The following is an 18,807-nucleotide window of genomic DNA, read 5'->3' on the forward strand; positions in this document are numbered from 1 at the left end:
AACGGATCAACTTTAAAAGAAGAGCATCTATCTCCCTCCTCTTGGCTTCCTTCATAATAAAAAGCAAAGAGGAAAAAGAGGGGGATGACGATGGGAAATAAACGGATGGTTCAAGTGCTTTCAGGAACAACGCGGCAAGCGAAAGGATGGATTCAGGAAGCAGCGCTCCGCATGTTAAACAACAACTTGCATCCGGATGTCGCCGAACGACCGGATGAATTGATCGTCTACGGCGGCATCGGTAAAGCGGCGCGCAACTGGGAATGTTATGAGGCGATTGTGGACACTCTTCTTCGTTTAGAAAACGATGAGACATTGCTCATTCAATCGGGGAAGCCGGTCGCGGTGTTTCGCACCCATCCGAACGCGCCGCGCGTGCTCATCGCCAACTCTAACCTCGTGCCGGCATGGGCGACGTGGGACCATTTCCATGAACTCGACAAAAAAGGATTGATCATGTACGGGCAAATGACGGCCGGCAGCTGGATTTACATCGGAAGCCAAGGCATCGTTCAAGGGACGTACGAAACGTTCGCCGAAGTGGCGCGCCAGCACTTTGGCGGCACGCTGGCGGGAACGATCACGGTCACGGCTGGCCTTGGCGGCATGGGTGGGGCGCAGCCGTTGGCAGTGACGATGAACGGCGGCGTCTGTATTGCTATCGAAGTCGACCCGGCTCGCATCCAGCGCCGTCTTGACACGAAATATCTTGACACGATGACTGACAGCCTAGACGTCGCGCTTCAAATGGCAAAACAAGCGAAAGAAGAGAAAAAAGCGCTGTCGATCGGTCTTGTCGGCAATGCGGCCGAAGTGCTGCCGCAGCTCGTTGACATAGGCTTTATTCCTGACGTTTTGACCGATCAAACGTCCGCTCATGATCCGTTAAATGGCTACATTCCTGCTCGTTTGACACTCGAGGAAGCCGCCGAGCTGCGGGTTCGCGATCCGAAGCAGTATGTTGCTCGTGCCAAACAATCGATCGCTGAGCACGTAAGGGCGATGCTTGTGATGCAAAAACAAGGGGCAGTGACGTTTGATTACGGCAACAACATTCGTCAAGTGGCGAAAGACGAAGGAGTCGAGGATGCCTTCTCCTTCCCGGGGTTTGTGCCAGCTTACATCCGCCCGCTCTTTTGCGAAGGAAAAGGCCCGTTCCGTTGGGTGGCGCTCTCCGGCGACCCAGAAGACATTTATAAGACGGATGAAGTCATTTTGCGCGAATTCAGCGATAATGAACGCCTTTGCCATTGGATTCGCATGGCGCAAAAACAAATCAAGTTTCAAGGGCTGCCGGCGCGCATTTGCTGGCTCGGTTACGGCGAACGGGCGAAGTTCGGGAAAATCATTAACGACATGGTTGCTCGCGGCGAATTGAAGGCGCCGATCGTCATCGGCCGCGATCATTTAGATTCGGGATCTGTCGCCTCGCCGAACCGAGAAACGGAAGGAATGAAAGATGGAAGTGACGCCATTGCCGACTGGCCGATTTTAAACGCGCTATTGAATGCGGTCGGCGGTGCGAGCTGGGTGTCGGTTCACCATGGCGGCGGCGTCGGTATGGGCTATTCGCTTCATGCTGGCATGGTTATTGTCGCCGATGGCACGAAAGAGGCGGAAGAACGGTTGGCGCGTGTGTTGACGACCGATCCGGGACTTGGTGTCGTCCGCCACGCTGACGCGGGGTATGAGCTCGCCATTCGCACGGCGAAAGAAAAAGGTATTGATATGCCAATGCTGAAGTAGAAAAGGGGAGATAAGATGCGCCCACTCTTTATCCGCCGCGCTCGCCAACTCGTCACGCTGGCGGGAAGTTCCGCGGCTCCGCTTGTCAGAGAAAAGATGAACGACCTTCAAATCATTGAAAACGGAAGCGTCTGGATCGAGCGGGGGGTGATCATTGCCGTTGGTCCGGACGATGAACTGGCTCACCGGTTTGCCGATCGGATCAGTGAGGCGGATGTGATCGACGCCCGCGGCAAAACGGTCACTCCTGGACTCATCGACCCCCACACTCATCTCGTGTACGCCGGCAGCCGTGAACATGAATGGACGATGCGTCTCCGTGGGGCGACGTATATGGAGATCATGAACGCTGGCGGCGGCATTCATGCGACGACAAAAGCGACACGCGAGGCGTCGGAAGAAATGCTGTATGAGGAAAGCAAGCGGCGGCTGGATCTGTTTTTGCTTCATGGCGTCACGACCGTTGAGGCGAAAAGCGGCTACGGTTTAAGTTTTGAAGGCGAAATCAAGCAGCTCGAGGTTGCCAAGAGGCTGCATGACACCCACCCGGTTGATGTCGTTTCCACTTTTCTTGGTGCTCATGCCGTCCCGCCGGAGTGGAAGGACGATCGGGATGGATACATCCGCTTGATCATGGAAGTAATGATTCCTGAGGTCAGCCGTCGAGGCTTGGCCGAGTTCAACGATGTTTTCTGTGAGCGTGGTGTGTTTACCCCTGATGAGGCGCGCCGCATCCTCGAAGCGGGCAAGGCGCACGGCTTGACGCCGAAAATCCACGCCGATGAAATCGAACCGTACGGCGGTGCCGAACTGGCTGCTGAGGTTGGGGCGATTTCGGCCGACCACTTGCTCCGTGCGTCTGATGAAGGCCTCCGCCGCATGGCGGAGCGCGGCGTGATCGGCGTTCTTTTGCCAGGTACGGCATTTTTCTTAATGACCCAGGCCGCTGACGCCCGCCGCTTGATCGACAACGGCGTTCCTGTCGCCCTAGCGACTGACTGCAATCCTGGTTCATCGCCGACCGTTTCACTGCCGCTTGTCATGAGCCTTGCCTGTTTGCATATGCGCATGACCCCGGCTGAGGCGCTCGCCGCCGCCACAATCAACGCCGCCCACGCCATCGGCCGCTCTCACGTGATCGGCAGCCTTGAACCGGGCAAGAAAGCGGATTTGGCCATTTTCAACGCCGCAAACTATATGCAAATCATGTACTATTACGGCGTCAACCATACGGAGATGGTGATTAAGGATGGGAAGATCGTGGTGAATGAAGGCAAGGTATGCATCTGAAGGGGAATAGTCTTCCGTGGAGGTGTTTGGCGACCGGGAGCGGGATGCTTCCGGTTGCATCGTCTTGCGTAAGAAGAACAATGGGGGTGGAGGAAAATGAAAACGGATACAAATGTACCGCCATCCGTACCGACACCAACGCCAACAAGCGGTGCATGGAAGTTTTTCGTCTTTAGTGCCATCGGTATTTTCGTATTTTTTGTCCCGGTGTCCATCGGAGGCACATCATCGATTTTACTCGATCATATTGTTACATGGATTCGCGCGCAGTTCCCGGGACTCGTACCGTATTATGCGCTTATTGTTATTGCTCTTGGAGCGATCCATCCATTCTATAATAAGACGTGGAACAAAGACGCGGTCACTGCTGTTTTTTCCATTTTCAAAGTACTTGGCTTGATCGTGGCTGTCATGCTTGTGTTTCAGATTGGTCCGGCATGGCTGTTTCAGCCGGATATGGGGCCGTTTTTGTACGATAAGCTCGTCATTTCCGTCGGCTTGCTTGTGCCGATTGGTTCCGTTTTTCTCGCTCTGCTTGTTGGTTACGGGCTTCTTGAATTCGTCGGTGTTTGGATGCAGCCGATCATGCGGCCGATTTGGAAAACACCGGGCCGCTCGGCCATCGATGCTGTTGCCTCCTTTGTCGGTAGCTACTCCATTGGCCTTTTGATCACGAACAAAGTGTTCAAAGAGGGCAAATATACGGTGAAAGAGGCGGCAATCATCGCCACCGGTTTTTCCACCGTATCCGTCACATTTATGGTGGTTGTCGCCAAAACGTTAGGGCTCATGTCGATATGGAACACGTATTTTTGGGTGACATTTCTTGTCACATTTGCCGTTACAGCCATCACCGCACGGATTTGGCCGCTAAGTCGCATGAGCGATGAGTATTACGACGGCAAGGGGGACCCCGAGCAAAGAGTGACGGGGAACTATATGAAACAAGCTTGGTCTGAGGCGATGAAAGCGGTAGCGCAGTCAAAAGGAATCGGGACGAACATATGGGAAAACTTGCGCGATGGCTTTATGATGACGATGGGCATTTTGCCTTCGATTATGTCGGTCGGACTGATCGGGCTGCTGCTCGCTGAATATACGCCGTTGTTTGATTGGCTGGGGTATTTGTTTTATCCGTTTACTCTTCTCTTGCAAATTCCAGAGCCGTTGTTGGCAGCGAAAGCCTCCGCTATCGAGATTGCCGAAATGTTTTTGCCGGCCTTGCTTGTCACCGAAGCTCCGCTCGTAACGAAATTTATTATTGCCGTTGTATCAATTTCCGCCATCTTGTTCTTTTCCGCTGTCATCCCATGCATTGTATCGACCGAAATTCCACTTAGCTTGCCGAAATTGCTCGTCATTTGGTTTGAGCGGACGGTGTTGACGCTCATCCTCACCGCACCGCTGGCATACTGGCTTCTTTGACAACCGGTTGATGCTGCAGAGAGTGATGCTCCTTGTGTTCAGATGCTTTTCCTACAACAAGAACAATTGTCAGTGAAGGTAGCGACCGTTTGCTCATCATGTTTGTTGGAGCGGTCAAATGAAGCGCACTGAAGATGAAAATTCATCCAGGCCCAAAGACTCTTTCCTTTTTATAATAGTGATTAGCGAAAACAAACAGGAACTAGGAAGGAGAGGGTGTATGGTGTATTTACTCAAGCCCTTGCTCGTGATTGTCATCCTTTTTTCCTTATCCGCATGCAGTATATGGGAAAAGAATGAAAGACAAGTTCATTCCCCTCCGTCTACCGTTAGTGATATTGAAAAACTACCTATAAAAATAGATCAGAACATCATTGAGCGCATCAATTGGGAAGTAAGTCCGGTTTTTCAATCTGGAAATTGTTTGATGCGCGGAGTGCCGAATAAAGTGGGGTTCATTGATGCACCGTTTACAGCCAATCAAGGGAACAAATACATGTGGCATTTCTGGGGGGATTCCATTCCAGAAGGAAAGCTGACAATCGTGGCCGTGAAAAAAGGAAGCAACGATGTCGCCCCTGCGTTAACCGTAGACGGAAAAAGTGTTTGGACAACGTCAGTTCCAGGGAGTCCGAACAATGGGGCGGACGCCCATATTCCATCAAATATGAAACTGAGAGAATCCGGAACATGGGCCTTGCTTATTTATCTCGGAAACACGTACTGGGACTACGTTGTCATCGACGTCCATTGAACGGCGAGAAACTCCTTGATACAAACTGACCCACATAATCAGTGAAGCTAAAGGTGTTACCGCCTCTTTGACCTGGCTATAGACCGTTGGTGTAAAGGTGGTCAGTGCAAGTGGAAGACAATCATCCACCCCAACGCTTCGTTCGCTTGAGGGTGGATGATTTCGTTTGATCGTACCAGTATGGAAACTCCAAAACTTGTAAAGCGATCGTAACCATCAATGCTTCAAATATCGTCATTAGCACCACTCTTCAATCGACTATGTCATGTATCGTCAAGAGAATCGATGAACATCGGTTTTGAGAGCCCGTCCACATCATAGACAACCGCTCACATCGTTTCTCGTTGTTGCTTTAACAAATCGCGGATTTCAGTGAGCAGCTCTTCTTCTTTTGTCAAAGTCGGTTCTGTTTCCTCCATCTCTTCTTGTTTTTTCACACGCTCATATAGTTTGTTAATCAGTTTGACAAACAGGAAAATCGAGAAGGCAATGATCAAAAAATCAACGACCGTTTGAATAAATGCGCCGTATTTGACTACCGCCTTGCCGACTTTCCATGATAAGTTGCTAAAATCGATGCCGCCTAAAAGCAACCCGACAAGTGGCATGATGATGTCATTGACGAGCGAGGAAACGATTTTGCCAAACGCTCCACCGATGATCACCCCAACGGCTAAATCGATGACATTGCCGCGGATGGCAAATTTTTTAAATTCGTTCCACATACGAATCCCCTTTCTTAGAATGGTGTTCTTCCGCATTATATCATAAATCGCCACGTGGCATTTCTCCGGCCCAAATCATAGAAAATCCATCATATTTATAGTATTATAAAATATATTAAATTAACGAATAAAAGGGGGATATGCACCGTGGAAATGACTGCGCAGCGAGATGTTCGCGCGAAACAGGCAGCAAACGCCCCGAAAAATCCAACCGCATGGATCATTGCGGTCTCCTGTTTTGTGTTAATCGGCGGAGCCCTGTTCTTATATAGCCGCGTGTCTTGGCAACAGGCGCTTTTGTACGTGCTGGGTGCGTTTGGCGGCTTTGTGCTTTATCAAGCCCATTTCGGTTTTACTTCGGCCTGGCGGAAATTCATTTTGTACCGTCAAGGGGAAGGCATTCGAGCACAGATGGTCATGATGGCGGTGGCAAGTGCGTTGTTTTTGCCGTTGCTGATAAAGGGATCGATATTCGGCCATTCCGTTGCTGGGAATGTGCATGAAGTCGGCATTGCTGTCATGATTGGTGCCTTTATTTTCGGGATCGGCATGCAGCTGGGTGACGGCTGCGCGTCCGGGACGCTGTACCATATTGGCGGCGGTGATACGAACGGTGTCGTCACCTTGATCGGGTTTATCGCTGGATCGGTCATTGCGACGACGCATTTTGATGTTTGGATGCGTATGCCGCACGTCGATCCGATTTCGCTTATTGCTTCGTTTGGTGCATGGGGCGGCTTTCTGCTGCAACTTGTTTTGCTAGCGGTTGTCTATTATGTCGTGACGGTGATGGAAAAGCGGCGCCACGGCAAGCTGTTGACGACACCGCTTGAACGCCGCCACGGATGGAAAACCATTTACAAAGGCCCATGGTCATTGTTGGTTGGCGCGTTATTATTGGCGCTGATGAACGTGCTTGTTCTCATGTTCAAAGGTTCGCCGTGGGGCATCACATCCGCATTCGCCTTGTGGGGAGCGAAGTTTGTCCAGCTGTTTGGTGTCGATCCGACGGCTTGGGCGTATTGGCAAGATGAGGCGAAACGGCAGGCGCTCGCCAATCCGCTCTACTACGATACAACGACGGTCATGGACATTAGCTTAATGTTCGGCGCCTTATTGGCCGCAGCGCTCGCTGGCCGCTATGCGAAACCCGTGCAATGGAAGCGGCCGACGCGCATGACAATCGGCGCATTCATCGGTGGATTGATGATGGGATACGGTGCCCGGTTGGCGTTCGGCTGCAACATCGGCGCGTATTTCAGCGGTATCGCTTCCTTCAGCGTCCATGGTTGGATTTGGTTTGTGTTTGCTTTCCTTGGCAGCTTGATCGGTGTCAAGTTGCGTCCGTATTGCGCATATAAAAACTAGCAATCTTGCATCCCGCTTATACGCGGGATGCGTTTTTCATTTGTAGGGGCTGTATGATACAATAGTAAAGATTGGAAGCAGAGGCGTCATTTTCGAATGGATGCGATGGAAAGGATGAGAGACATGCGAACGAAAGGTTCCATCGTCTGCATCGGCGGGGTGAACGTCGATCGGAAAGCGCGGCTGCTTGCGCCGTTTGAGCTCGGCACGTCCCATCCTGTTGTGAGCACGCAAACAGCAGGTGGGGTGGCGAGAAACATCGCCGAAAATATCGGTAGGCTCGGGCAAAACGTTGCGCTCCTCAGCGTAGTCGGTGGCGACCATGACGGTCAATGGCTCATTGATGCCACGAGTCCATATGTTGACACAAGGATGGTCACACGAATACCGGAAGCGAACACCGGCGCATATACGGCGGTGCTCGATGAGCGTGGCGAGATGGTGCTCGCCTTGGCCGATATGGCGATTTATGATACAGTAGGGAACGAATGGCTGAAGCAGCGATGGTTGAAATTCGGTCCGATTTCTGCTGTCGTGCTCGATACGAATTTTCCGACTGATGTCATCTCATGGGTGATCGAGCAGTGCCGCCAAGACCGCCTTCCGCTTTGCGTCGTGACTGTGTCCGTGCCCAAAGTGAAGCGGTTGCCGACGGTTCTTTCCGGTGTCACTTGGCTTGTCACGAATCAGGCGGAAGCCATGGCGCTTGCGGGGAAACGCCGCCTTGATGATGCGATCGAATCGCTTTTTCGTTTGGGAGTGGAAAATGTCGTCATCACGCGCGGGGCTGAGGGCGTCGTGTACGCGACAAGGAAAGGGGAGAGGGGAGCGATTGCAGCTCCTGTGGTCAAGGTTGCCGATGCTACCGGGGCGGGCGATGCGTTCGCAGCTGGATTTTTGTATGGCGTCTTGAACGGACATATGGTGGAAGACGCCTGCCGCCTCGGGATAAGCAACGCGGCTTTGACGCTGCAAACCACCGAAACGGTAAATCCCGCTTTGACGGAACAACGGTTGCGAGCGGCGTATGAACAGTATTTTCACGAGGGAGGAGAATCATAATGAACGACATCCTTGTTTTTTCTGAAGAAGTGGCCGCAGCGAAAGCGGAACGCAAGCCAATCGTCGCTTTGGAGTCAACGATCATTTCCCACGGCATGCCGTACCCGGAAAACGTCCAAACAGCGAAAGAGGTTGAACAACTGATCCGCAGCCGCGGTGCTGTGCCGGCGACGATCGCCATCATCGATGGAAAGATGAAAATCGGGCTAACGGATGACGAGCTTGAATTTTTAGGCACAAGCCGTGACATTGAAAAAGTGAGCCGCCGCGATTTGCCATATGTCGTCGCGAAAAAGAAACATGGGGCGACCACCGTGGCAGCGACGATGATTTGTGCGGCGATGGCGGGCATTAACGTGTTTGCGACCGGCGGCATCGGCGGGGTGCACCGTGGGGCCGAGCGGACGATGGACATCTCAGCTGACTTGCAAGAACTCGCGCAAACAAACGTCGCCGTCGTCTGTGCAGGGGCGAAATCGATTTTGGATTTAGGCTTGACGCTCGAGTATCTAGAGACGCACGGTGTTCCGGTCCTTGGCTATCAGACGGACATCCTGCCGGCCTTTTACTCACGGACAAGCCCGTTTCGCGTCGACTACCGTTTAGACAGCGCAGAAGAAATCGCCCAGTTCATTGAAACGAAATGGGCGCTCGGCTTAGACGGCGGCATCGTCGTCGCCAATCCGGTTCCGCAAGAAGACGAGCTCGAGGAATCGTACATTACTTCCATCATTGAACAAGCGCTTAAGGAGGCAGAAGAAAAGCACATCACCGGCAAAGCGGTCACCCCGTTTTTGCTAGATCGGGTGAAAACATTAACTGAAGGGAAAAGTTTAAAAGCGAACATCGCCCTAGTGAAAAACAATGCTGTTTTAGCGGCGGATATTGCCCGGGCGCTTTCGTAAGGAGTGCTGTGACCAGCGATTCTCCCTGATTTTCGTGATCGCTTCACAGTCGGGGGCTCCTCGCTGATTTCTCAGAGGAAAAGACGGCCCGCCCTGCATGTTTCAAGCAAGGTCGGGCCGCCTCGTTAAAAGGCTACCGCCATGAGGCTTAAGTTTCCATACTGATAGTCGCGGAACAAGACGCGCGGTGCTTGGTTGTGATCACCTGCGCCGTAAGCGATCCAGTATGGTGCGAGGTGCTCGGGGGTCGGTACGGCCTGCTTGGCGTAAGGTGCTTTTTCTTCATAATGGAATACATCCTCACTGCGGGCGGCTGACTCGCGCAGCAGCCAGTCATCAAAAGCAGTCGCCCATCTTTCTGCCTCTACATGCCCTTCCCAGCGAAGCGCCATCAAGTTGTGCACCGTCCCGCCACTTCCGATGATCATCACCCCTTCATCGCGCAACGGGCGCAGCGCTTCGCCGAGCTGGAACAATTGCTTTGGCGTCCACCACGGCACGACCGATGCTTGCACGACCGGGATGTCCGCCCTTGGAAACATGCGGTGGAGCACCACCCATGAACCGTGATCAAGCCCGCGCGTTTGATCGACGGCTACTTCCGCCACACGAGCAAGGTGCTCCCGCACGCGTTCCGCCCACTCGACCGATCCGTGTGCCGGATAAACGATTTCATACAAGTCGCGCGGAAATCCAGAAAAATCATAAATCATTCCATACGTCCCTTCCACTGCTGAAACCGTCGGTTTGCGCGTCATCCAATGCGCCGTAAAGACGACGAGCGCCTTGGGGGACATTCCTTCCCCGAGCTTCTCCAAAAAGGAGGTATACGCATGATCCTCGATCGCCAACATCGGCGACCCATGAGCGAGAAACAAAGCAGGAGCTTTCATTGTCCATTCCTCCTCAAATAAGAGAACTTGACAGCGTCCCGTCGTGCACGCCTGAGTTGATTGCCTTATCCCCATTGTAGCACATCCCTCTCTCGTCATCATCTCGAGTTCTAGACATGAGCGAAATGGAAAATCGGTATTTTCCATCAACGATCTTTTGAACCAGCGGAACCGTCGGATATCCCCTGATGTCTTGGCCCATCACTCGCCATCGGGCAGGCCTCCAATCGTAGATGGGAGAACATTGCGCATTTACCGCCGATGACAGCCTTTTTGTGAGCAGGAGGAGGCACAGAAAAGATATGCCTAAAACACGAGTCAACTTCTTTGTGGTTGTGCATAAGATGACGGTGACTAATCAGTGAAGAGGTGGAGCGATGTATACCGTGTCTTTTTTACCTTCCTATCCTTCTGTCTACCCGTATATGCATCCGTATCCAGCTTATGTTTATCCACCGGTGCACAATTACGGCGGGTTGCCTTACGGTTCGGTTCCGTACAAAGAGAATATCAAGCTGAAAGATTACGGGCCGGAGCCGTTTGTCATTTCGATTAGCGAGGCGGCAAAACAAAACAATACGTACCGCACCGCTTTATGGACCGGACCGCATTTGCAAGTGACGTTAATGAGCTTGAATGTCGGGGAAGATATCGGATTGGAAATTCACCCCTATGTCGATCAATTTTTGCGCATTGAACAAGGAGAAGGAATCGTCCGAATGGGCAGAAGGAAAGACAAGTTGACGTTTGAGAGAAACGTACGTGCCGGTTCCGCGATCATGGTTCCAGCCGGAACATGGCATAATGTTATCAACACCGGAACGATCCCGCTCAAGCTCTATTCCATCTATGCACCCCCGCAGCACCCGCACGGCACTGTACACCGAACAAAGGCCGATGCCCTCGCAGCTGAATAGAAAACAAGCGGCTTGAGAAATGAGCGCTATATCTCAAGCCGTTTTTTTGTCCCACATTCTCCGATTGCCTGTCCTCGTGCGTTGGGGAGTTCGGAGCCCAATTAATCATTGGGCGATGAAACCATCCGTCTTGTTCGAACGGACGCAAAGAAGGGAGGTATCGTTGGCAAGTGAAGGGCAGCGACGTTCTGTGCATTGATGCATAAAGCGGCTCTCCTGCTAATGGGAGAAGCCGCTTTTTTAGTAGAATAGAAGAAAAAGTAGAAAAGAAGAAAGGGGAATTTTGCGAGAAGGAGACGTTTCTGATGGCATTGCACGATTTTTTCCGCCAAGTCATGGCCATTTATCAAAGAAGAAAAACGCGAAAAACTGTCAAAAGAGCGGTGGGCGTTTCAACTCGTGACAAAAGCGATTCCGGAAAAGATAAAAGCGCTGCCGTTTGTTGAGCCCGACCGATATATCGTCAAAGGTTCAGTCGGCCAAGGAGTGTGGACCGATGTGCCGTGGATGGCGGTGATGGACAAAAAGGTGACGGATTCTACACAGCGCGGCTATTATATCGTCTACTTGTTCAGCGAGGATATGTGTCGGCTCTATTTGACGCTCACCCAAAGAGTGACAGAAACGCCGCGAGATGAAATGGAGCGGGTGAAGCAGGATATCCGTCAGCAGATTCCTGTTGGGGGTCGCGTGCAAACTGATAACGCCATCCGTCTCCGTGCAAGCAAACGGGCGAAAGAATATGAGCGGTCAGTGGCGGTGTATATTGCCTATTCGTTTGACAATCTGCCGTCCGATGAACAACTCGTGAGCGACTTGAAAACGATGATCGGCTATTACCGACAATACGTGGAACGAACAGAAAAGATGACGCCGTTTAAGCAATCGCTCTCCGATCGGTCAGTCGTCGAACATATTCATTTCTACATAACCGCTAAAGGATTTTACTATACGCAAGAAGAAGTGATGAATCTTTTTCTTTCACTAAAAACAAAACCGTTTGTCATTTTGTCCGGCATTTCCGGAACAGGGAAAACGAAAATCGCCCAATGGCTGGCTGAAAGCGTCGGTGCGACGGAAGACAACGGGCAGTTCATCTTAATTCCCGTTTGCCCAGATTGGAACGATGGCTCTGACTTGCTTGGCTATGTCGACATTAAGGGCGATTTCAAGCCTGGGCCGCTCACCAATGTCATTACCGAAGCCGAGAACCATCCGGACAAGCCGTATTTCGTTGTGCTGGATGAAATGAACCTCGCTCGCGTCGAGCATTATTTCAGCGACGTCTTAAGCGTGATGGAAAGCCGCCGTTGGGAAAATGGCCGCATTACCTCGTCGCGGCTACTGCCGAAAGAAACGGCGGGGCGTGATCTCTTTCTCCCGCCAAACGTCTATATCATCGGCACCGTCAACATGGACGAAACAACCCACCCCTTCAGCAAAAAAGTGCTTGATCGGGCGAATACGATCGAGTTCAATCGGGTCCGGCTCGACCATCTTGATTTTTTGCGCGACTTGCCAACCGTCGCGCCGCTGTCAGGCGGACAAGAATGGTTTGCGGCTCGGTAGTCCGGTCGGCTACGGCATCGCCGTCTATGCGATGACGACGCTTAATACAATCAAACAAGCAAAAGAGCTGCCCGAGCTGTTCATGAAATCAAGCGAGGAAATTGCCCTTTGGCGCTTGCTGCGGCGGCTGTCTGATCGTGTCCGATTCGACCTTGACGCCCGTTACTTGGATCAGGCGTCAAAAATCACGGCATACCGTGTCAAAAACTTGCTCATCCACCTTGAAGACGGCCTACTCACAATCATGGACGGCACGAAGCAAAAAACGATTGCCGCTAAACTGCTTCGCAAACAGCCATCAACCGTGTTTCGAGAAGTTGTGGGGATGATGGGAGAGGGGAATATAGAGACATTCTAAAATACTAACCCGTGGTGCTAGATAAAATCAGACAAGCATAAAAAATAACTTTTGTATGAGAGGTTCTTCTTAAAATGAAAGTGCAACCAAACATCAAAAGGAGAAGTTCCCATGCAAGAGCACTTTCATTTTACAGCAGATCAAACCAAACACCGCCGTGACGCAACTTCTACATCCGCATAACTTCGGTGACAAAGGGGATATCAGCCAAAAGCTGCAAAAGAAGCTGTACGAAGAGCACCGAATCGCTTTTTAGGCGCCCGTTCGAGAAAATCTGCGAATTCGCCAATCGGATGTATGGAAACAGTGGACGAAGCGAAAACGTAAAGTGGTGGAAACCGCGATTTTAGTGGATTGCATCGGATTACCGAGATTCGAGCGAAATCGGTTTCTGGATTTGAAACGGCACTGGATGATATTTTACTGGCTTGTTGTTCTCGGGCTAGTTGAACGTTAAGGCTTAACTAGCACCACGGGTGATTTTTAATTTCGGTCTATTTAAGGACGTTGACTATAAAAATTAATTCTGGAAATATAATTTTATATAAATGAAAATTCTTAAATTAACGAAAAAGATGGAGTAGATTTATCAATAAGTTTTTAAAAGAGGGGTGACGAACAATTTATCTAACGAAGGAACAGATTCCTATTCATGAGAATCATGAAAAACTCATGTCGCTAACAGGGATTTCAGAAAAAATAGTTGTCGAACCGTATTATTTTCAAAACAATATTCCTGGTGCGCCGAACGATTGCTATCTTAGGGAAGGTGCTGTCAAACGTCTTTTGAAAGCGGTTCACTTCCTACCTGTGGATCATTATTTTATCGTTTTTGACGCCTGGCGACCTTATAAAGTTCAGTTAGCACTGTATCGACAATTCGAAAAGCAATTACAGTTAAAAGGTTTAGCAGGGAATGAACTGAAAAAAGAATTGACGAAGTATGTGGACAGACCGTCGGAGGATCCGATGCGACCATCCAATCATTTAACTGGTGGTGCGATTGATTTAACCATTGCGAATAAACAAGGTCCGCTGAATATGGGGTCCAAATTTGATGAATTTACGGAGATGTCAAGAACGGACTATTTTGAACAAATTAAAAATCCAAGTCCATTAGATAGGGAGATTAAAGAGAATCGCAAGCTATTAAAAAGCATTATGGAAAAGGCCGGATTTACAAATTACGACGAAGAATGGTGGCACTATGACTACGGCAATCAAAATTGGGCACTGAAAACGGGAAATGAAGCCATTTATGGTGGTGTATTGGAATTGGCTGGGCATCGAATCACTTACTAATTCCTGCGCCTTCAGGTTTGAAAAAGTGCCGAAAGGGTGCTTACTGAAATGCAAATTCGAGTACTCGCGATCGGACCTCGCGATATTGAAAAAATGATTATGAATGTGGAGAAGGAATATCCGGAATTATCCATCCATTATGCTACCTACCATAACGAAGAGGAAGTCATTGAAATCGTGAAAAAGTATGGAGCGGGTTTTCAAATCATTTTGTTTGCCGGCTCGCTGCCTTACAAAATCGCTAAAAATAATTTAAAACTTGATCAATCGATATTCTTTATCCCTTTTGAAGGAACCGCTTTATACCGGGCCTTATTTCAATTAGCCTTAAATGGGAAGTACGATTTGCAAAATGGAACACTGAACATAAGTATTGATAATCTACAAAAATATGAAGTAGAAGAAAGTTTGGAAGAATTGGAGATCAGAGTACAAAACATCTATTATGATACACATTCAGAAGAATTTCATATTGAAAAAACGACTCGATTTCATTATGAATTGTGGAAAAACGGTCAAATCGATACCGCTATTACATGTGTGGGGTTAATATATGAACGATTAATAGAACTCGGTGTACCTGCAGTAAGGGTCCTTCCGACAAGGAATGCGGTAAGAAATACATTACAGATCGTGTTAATGGAAGCACAGAAACTGAAAAAGCAAAATTCACACATTGCGATAGGGATCGTCGATTTAAAAGAGATTTTCGAACAAGATGATTTAACGGAATATCAATTGCAACGAAGATTACTAGCTTTGCAGCAAAGTTTAGTAGATTACGGGGAAAAGACACAGGCCATTATCAAATGGATTGATCGCCGTGAATTAAGATTTATCACCACCCGCGAAGCCTTACAATTAGATGATCAGCAACATTCCAACGAGCTTACATTGATCCATGATATTTTTCAAAAAACAGAAAGAAAAGTTCAGCTCGGTATCGGAATCGGAAGATCAACAAATGAGGCGGAAATGTATGCGTTGGAAGCGCTAAAAAAAGCGAAAGCGTCCAATACAGATTATATCATTTATGATGCAAACGGCAAAATTTATGGTCCGGTTATGCAATCAGGAATTTTAAGCTATTCGCTGCGGAATGATAATGAAAAAGTTTTAGAAATTGCTCAAAAAGCAAATGTGAGTAGTTCGACCATCAACCGTATTCTCTCTTTTTTCAAAATTCATGGCAAAAATTCGGTAACTGCCATAGAATTAGCGAAGGGCTTAAGAATTACGCCAAGAAGTGCGCGGCGGCTATTAAGTCGATTAGAACAAGCTGGGGTGGTATCAGTTACAGGTGAGGAGCAGCCAGTCAATCGAGGAAGACCGCGGCAAATTTATTCACTTCTTTTGGATCAATGGTCAATGCACTGAGGTTTGATAAAAAATGGAGGGTTGGGAAATGACGAATACATTGATTCAATCGGATGATACATGGATTCTTTGGGCGATTCTAGTGGGCTGGGCAGCGATCAGTATTTATTTAGAGCAAAAATATCAATGGGCTGCCAAAATATCCGGAGCGATCATTGCGCTTGTTGGTGCGATGATTTTGGCCAACTTGAATATCATTCCTACTGAATCACCGGTGTATGATACGGTCTGGTCGTATGTCATCCCGCTAGCAATCCCGTTACTCCTTTTTCAAACGAATATAATGAAAATCTGGCGTGAAAGTGGTAGATTAGTGGTAATTTTCTTGATTAGTTCAGTCGGAACTGTGGCAGGCGCTATTATCTCCTTCTTTTTACTCAAAGACCATATTCCTTTACTATATAAGATTTCTGCGATGATGACAGGTTCTTATATTGGTGGTGGCGTAAACTTTGTTGCGATGGCCGCAAAATTCGAAACACCAAGTGAGCTCGTATCCGCGACGGTCGTTGCCGATAATATGGTGATGGCACTTTATTTCTTGGGGTTGATCTTGATTCCATCATTAACGTTTTTCCGGAAATATTTTAAGACCCCGTACATCGATGAGTTGGAAAGCAATGTGAAAGGAGATGAAAACTACGCGGCATCCTACTGGAAGAGAAAAGATATCTCCTTGCTCGATATCGCAAAAGCCGTCGGGACGACATTTGTCATTGTCGCCATCTCATTTACAATTGCCGGTTTTTTGGATGAATTGATTCCATCTGGTGAGGATGCGAACGTATTTTTAAATATTTTAAATGGAATATTAGGTGATAACTACTTAATGTTAACGACGATTACACTGCTTGCGGTCACTCTGTTCCCGCGTTACTTTGAAAATATCCATGGAACTCAGGAAATCGGTACATTTTTAATTTATATTTTCTTCGTCGTGATCGGTGTACCGGCTTCCATTCAAGTCATCTTACAAAATGCACCGCTCATCTTCGTATTATGTGCTTTGATGGTGATTATCAACATGATCATTTCCTTCGGTATTGGGAAAATCTTTAAATTTTCACTGGAAGAAATTATTCTGGCGAGCAATGCAAATATCGGTGGACCAACAACGGCCGCAGCTATGGCGATTTCAAAAGGCTGGATCAAATTAGTCGGACCGATTATGCTTGTGGGTACTTTAGGTTATATTATCGGAAACTATATAGGATCGGCAGTTGGGGCTTGGTTAAGTACTTTATAAATGAACAACGGGTAATACGTAGAGGGAATTCTACGCGATTACCCGTATTTTTGTTATAACCACATGTTTGAACTTATATTTTGCAGCATCAGCTTCTCATTTCACGTGATCTGACGTCGGCTAGGAGTGATCATTGTTTTTCACCCGCCTTCTAGGTGAACGGTGATTTTTATCCTCGGATGGAGGGCAAAATGTTGCCCGTGGATCTTTTCTGTTCAAAACAGTCCTTTTTCTTCTGCTGACTGTTCTTTCGTCAAAAAGTGTCGATCATGCAGTTTCTCGAAATGAGAATGCTGCGCGATCGACTCTATGGCTTGCTTTGATTACAAGCTGGCCGGTACGGACAAGCGAATGAGTAGCACCGGACAAAGAAGAAGATGGAAGAATAAAAGAGAGCTTGCCACCATAGCAAAAAACCGTTATAATACAGGCTGTACGTCTCATAGACGGTATGTCGGCAGCCAGATGCGGTTTTCCCTCGCCGTAAACGAGAGAGCAACGAATGGAGTGAGGGCGCGTGGAGTCGCGCTGACGTTGATCGCACAACACGTTGTCAAAAGGGGAAAAACGTGTCGCTCGTGTTCTCTGTCGGAGCTATGGTTTTTGACTTTTATTCATGCTCTTATCGCAATGCTTCAGGAGCCGCCTAATGCCGAATGGAGAATCAACACGGCCCCGTAGCTCAGTGGATAGAGCGTCGGTTTCCTAAACCGTGCGTCGGAGGTTCGAATCCTCTCGGGGCCGCCACTTACATACGATTCATTTGAATTAACATCCCCGAAACCCCTGATACGACCGCGTTTGCGGTCGTTTTTCATCTTTTAGGAATCCCGAAAAAAACGATAGAATCCAAAAAAATTTTGCACGAATTTTGCACGGTGGGGAAGTGAATAGCTGTTAAACCTTGTTAAACCTTGAAGTACCAATGTTTCTTACGATATGGTTTTCCTCTCACCGTCTTCATACATATTTCATCAAATGTTTTCATCAAGTGTCTGTGACAGGAACCACTTCCCCTCCTTCGAATGTTGTGTTGTCTAGATAACTACCTCCTAAGCGAGAGGAGTAAAAAATGGCCCACTTATTTTCAAAGGCTTTTTACACAACGATATAGACTGAACAATATATAGAATGTTTCCAGTGAAAAAAACAATGGAAATATTTGTGATATAGCTCAATTATTCGGTGGTAGTCAAGTAGCAATCGGATAGATATCTATGAGAGTGTTTAATTCGCTTTAAGAATTGCAACACAGTTGTTCATCTGCGGGATTATCTTCCAAATGGACAATCTCAATAATTTTTTGGCTGAACTCCTCGAACCTTGGTGGTTGGCTCCCATTTTCATTGGCTATCTTAATGGCTTGATTGAACTCTCTTGCTGTCTTCATTAAGCGATCAACCTGACTTTTGTTTAGTTTACGAGAAATGACCCAATCCCAAATAGCAAATGTTTCGGGATCAACAGCAAAATCTCGTAAAAAGTCAATGTAAAGTTCGAGCCGTTCTACTCTCTACTCCAAGGACTCCTGTCTCAAGAATATCACTCCTTACTCCGGCTTTTAATGACATGAAAACACTACCGACACGAAAAAGTAAACAATGGTTCGAGCAGCCGAAAGCGCAACACCACTATCATATAAAGCCCCGGCAATTTGGTCTCTTACCTGCTCTTCTAATAATTTCACTTTTTTAGCTGGATTTTCCTCATTCTTCACGGTGTATAGCTTTTGATATAAATCAAATAGAGGAAGTCCCATTAAGTTTTCAAATTCATTATATCTCAATTCAACGGATAGGATATATGGGGAGTGAATATTTGGTATAATTTCAATATATGTGGTTCATCACCAAAAGATGTACTTGATTTT

At 48.3% G+C, this 18,807-nt stretch carries 14 protein-coding genes, 1 tRNA gene and 2 pseudogenes; 15 read left to right on the plus strand and 2 right to left on the minus strand.

Annotated features, from left to right (window positions below; genetic code table 11):
* Nucleotides 1-90 precede the first annotated feature (90 nt).
* The 4 genes from hutU to DSM465_RS0102285 all read left to right on the plus strand — a co-directional run bounded on the left by hutU (nucleotide 91) and on the right by DSM465_RS0102285 (nucleotide 5,215).
* The gene (hutU, locus tag DSM465_RS0102270; RefSeq protein ID WP_029760523.1) at nucleotides 91-1,746 is read left to right on the plus strand and encodes a urocanate hydratase; all 1,656 of its coding nucleotides are present in this window, start codon (nucleotides 91-93) and stop codon (nucleotides 1,744-1,746) included.
* A gap of 15 nt (nucleotides 1,747-1,761) precedes the next feature.
* Entirely contained in the window at nucleotides 1,762-3,036 is a 1,275-nt protein-coding gene (hutI, locus tag DSM465_RS0102275; protein WP_029760525.1) for an imidazolonepropionase, read from the plus strand.
* Between the two features lie 96 nt (nucleotides 3,037-3,132).
* Complete coding sequence (locus DSM465_RS0102280; RefSeq protein ID WP_008879490.1) at nucleotides 3,133-4,461, plus strand: YjiH family protein; 1,329 nt, start codon at nucleotides 3,133-3,135, stop codon at nucleotides 4,459-4,461.
* Between the two features lie 118 nt (nucleotides 4,462-4,579).
* Nucleotides 4,580-5,215 (plus strand): DUF4871 domain-containing protein, encoded by a 636-nt coding sequence (locus DSM465_RS0102285; RefSeq protein WP_011887220.1) that lies wholly within the window; start codon nucleotides 4,580-4,582, stop codon nucleotides 5,213-5,215.
* Nucleotides 5,216-5,544: 329 nt separating this feature from the next.
* Here DSM465_RS0102285 and mscL read toward each other — a convergent pair whose 3' ends face one another.
* Nucleotides 5,545-5,940 (minus strand): large conductance mechanosensitive channel protein MscL, encoded by a 396-nt coding sequence (gene mscL / locus DSM465_RS0102290; protein WP_011887221.1) that lies wholly within the window; start codon nucleotides 5,938-5,940, stop codon nucleotides 5,545-5,547.
* Nucleotides 5,941-6,087: 147 nt separating this feature from the next.
* On the opposite strand from mscL, the gene DSM465_RS0102295 reads away from it, so the two are divergent.
* The 3 genes from DSM465_RS0102295 (at nucleotide 6,088) to DSM465_RS0102305 (ending at nucleotide 9,275) form a co-directional block, all read left to right on the plus strand.
* Complete coding sequence (locus tag DSM465_RS0102295) at nucleotides 6,088-7,308, plus strand: YeeE/YedE family protein (RefSeq protein ID WP_029760526.1); 1,221 nt, start codon at nucleotides 6,088-6,090, stop codon at nucleotides 7,306-7,308.
* A 123-nt stretch (nucleotides 7,309-7,431) separates the two neighbouring features.
* Nucleotides 7,432-8,370 (plus strand): carbohydrate kinase family protein, encoded by a 939-nt coding sequence (locus tag DSM465_RS0102300; RefSeq protein ID WP_029760527.1) that lies wholly within the window; start codon nucleotides 7,432-7,434, stop codon nucleotides 8,368-8,370.
* The gene (locus tag DSM465_RS0102305; protein ID WP_008879485.1) at nucleotides 8,370-9,275 is read left to right on the plus strand and encodes a pseudouridine-5'-phosphate glycosidase; all 906 of its coding nucleotides are present in this window, start codon (nucleotides 8,370-8,372) and stop codon (nucleotides 9,273-9,275) included. Before DSM465_RS0102300 ends, DSM465_RS0102305 begins: the two co-directional genes overlap by 1 nt.
* A gap of 125 nt (nucleotides 9,276-9,400) precedes the next feature.
* Here the strand turns inward: DSM465_RS0102305 and DSM465_RS0102310 are convergent, their stop codons facing one another.
* A complete protein-coding gene (locus DSM465_RS0102310; protein ID WP_029760528.1) occupies nucleotides 9,401-10,168 on the minus strand; it encodes a DODA-type extradiol aromatic ring-opening family dioxygenase in 768 nt (255 codons plus the stop codon).
* A gap of 377 nt (nucleotides 10,169-10,545) precedes the next feature.
* On the opposite strand from DSM465_RS0102310, the gene DSM465_RS0102315 reads away from it, so the two are divergent.
* The 8 genes and pseudogenes from DSM465_RS0102315 to DSM465_RS0102345 all read left to right on the plus strand — a co-directional run bounded on the left by DSM465_RS0102315 (nucleotide 10,546) and on the right by DSM465_RS0102345 (nucleotide 17,684).
* Nucleotides 10,546-11,085, plus strand: coding sequence for a cupin domain-containing protein (locus DSM465_RS0102315; protein WP_008879483.1), 540 nt, complete (start codon nucleotides 10,546-10,548; stop codon nucleotides 11,083-11,085).
* Nucleotides 11,086-11,390: 305 nt separating this feature from the next.
* A pseudogene (locus tag DSM465_RS0102320) lies at nucleotides 11,391-12,651 on the plus strand (MrcB family domain-containing protein); the annotation flags it as partial.
* Nucleotides 12,641-13,012 carry a hypothetical protein gene (locus tag DSM465_RS0102325; RefSeq protein WP_008879480.1) on the plus strand — a complete coding sequence of 124 codons (372 nt, stop codon included), beginning with the start codon at nucleotides 12,641-12,643 and terminating at the stop codon, nucleotides 13,010-13,012. The pseudogene DSM465_RS0102320 and the gene DSM465_RS0102325, both read left to right, overlap by 11 nt.
* A 151-nt stretch (nucleotides 13,013-13,163) precedes the next feature.
* A pseudogene (locus DSM465_RS18700) lies at nucleotides 13,164-13,469 on the plus strand (transposase); the annotation flags it as partial.
* A 215-nt stretch (nucleotides 13,470-13,684) separates the two neighbouring features.
* Entirely contained in the window at nucleotides 13,685-14,314 is a 630-nt protein-coding gene (locus tag DSM465_RS0102330) for a M15 family metallopeptidase (protein WP_008879479.1), read from the plus strand.
* Nucleotides 14,315-14,362: 48 nt separating this feature from the next.
* Nucleotides 14,363-15,691, plus strand: a complete 1,329-nt coding sequence (locus DSM465_RS0102335; protein ID WP_011887226.1) for a helix-turn-helix domain-containing protein — start codon at nucleotides 14,363-14,365, stop codon at nucleotides 15,689-15,691.
* Between the two features lie 28 nt (nucleotides 15,692-15,719).
* The gene (locus tag DSM465_RS0102340) at nucleotides 15,720-16,937 is read left to right on the plus strand and encodes a DUF819 family protein (RefSeq protein ID WP_029760532.1); all 1,218 of its coding nucleotides are present in this window, start codon (nucleotides 15,720-15,722) and stop codon (nucleotides 16,935-16,937) included.
* A gap of 671 nt (nucleotides 16,938-17,608) precedes the next feature.
* Nucleotides 17,609-17,684 (plus strand) — tRNA-Arg (locus DSM465_RS0102345).
* Nucleotides 17,685-18,807: the final 1,123 nt, after the last annotated feature.

Origin of the sequence: Geobacillus thermodenitrificans subsp. thermodenitrificans DSM 465, assembly GCF_000496575.1 — a bacterium.
GTDB lineage: Bacteria > Bacillota > Bacilli > Bacillales > Anoxybacillaceae > Geobacillus > Geobacillus thermodenitrificans.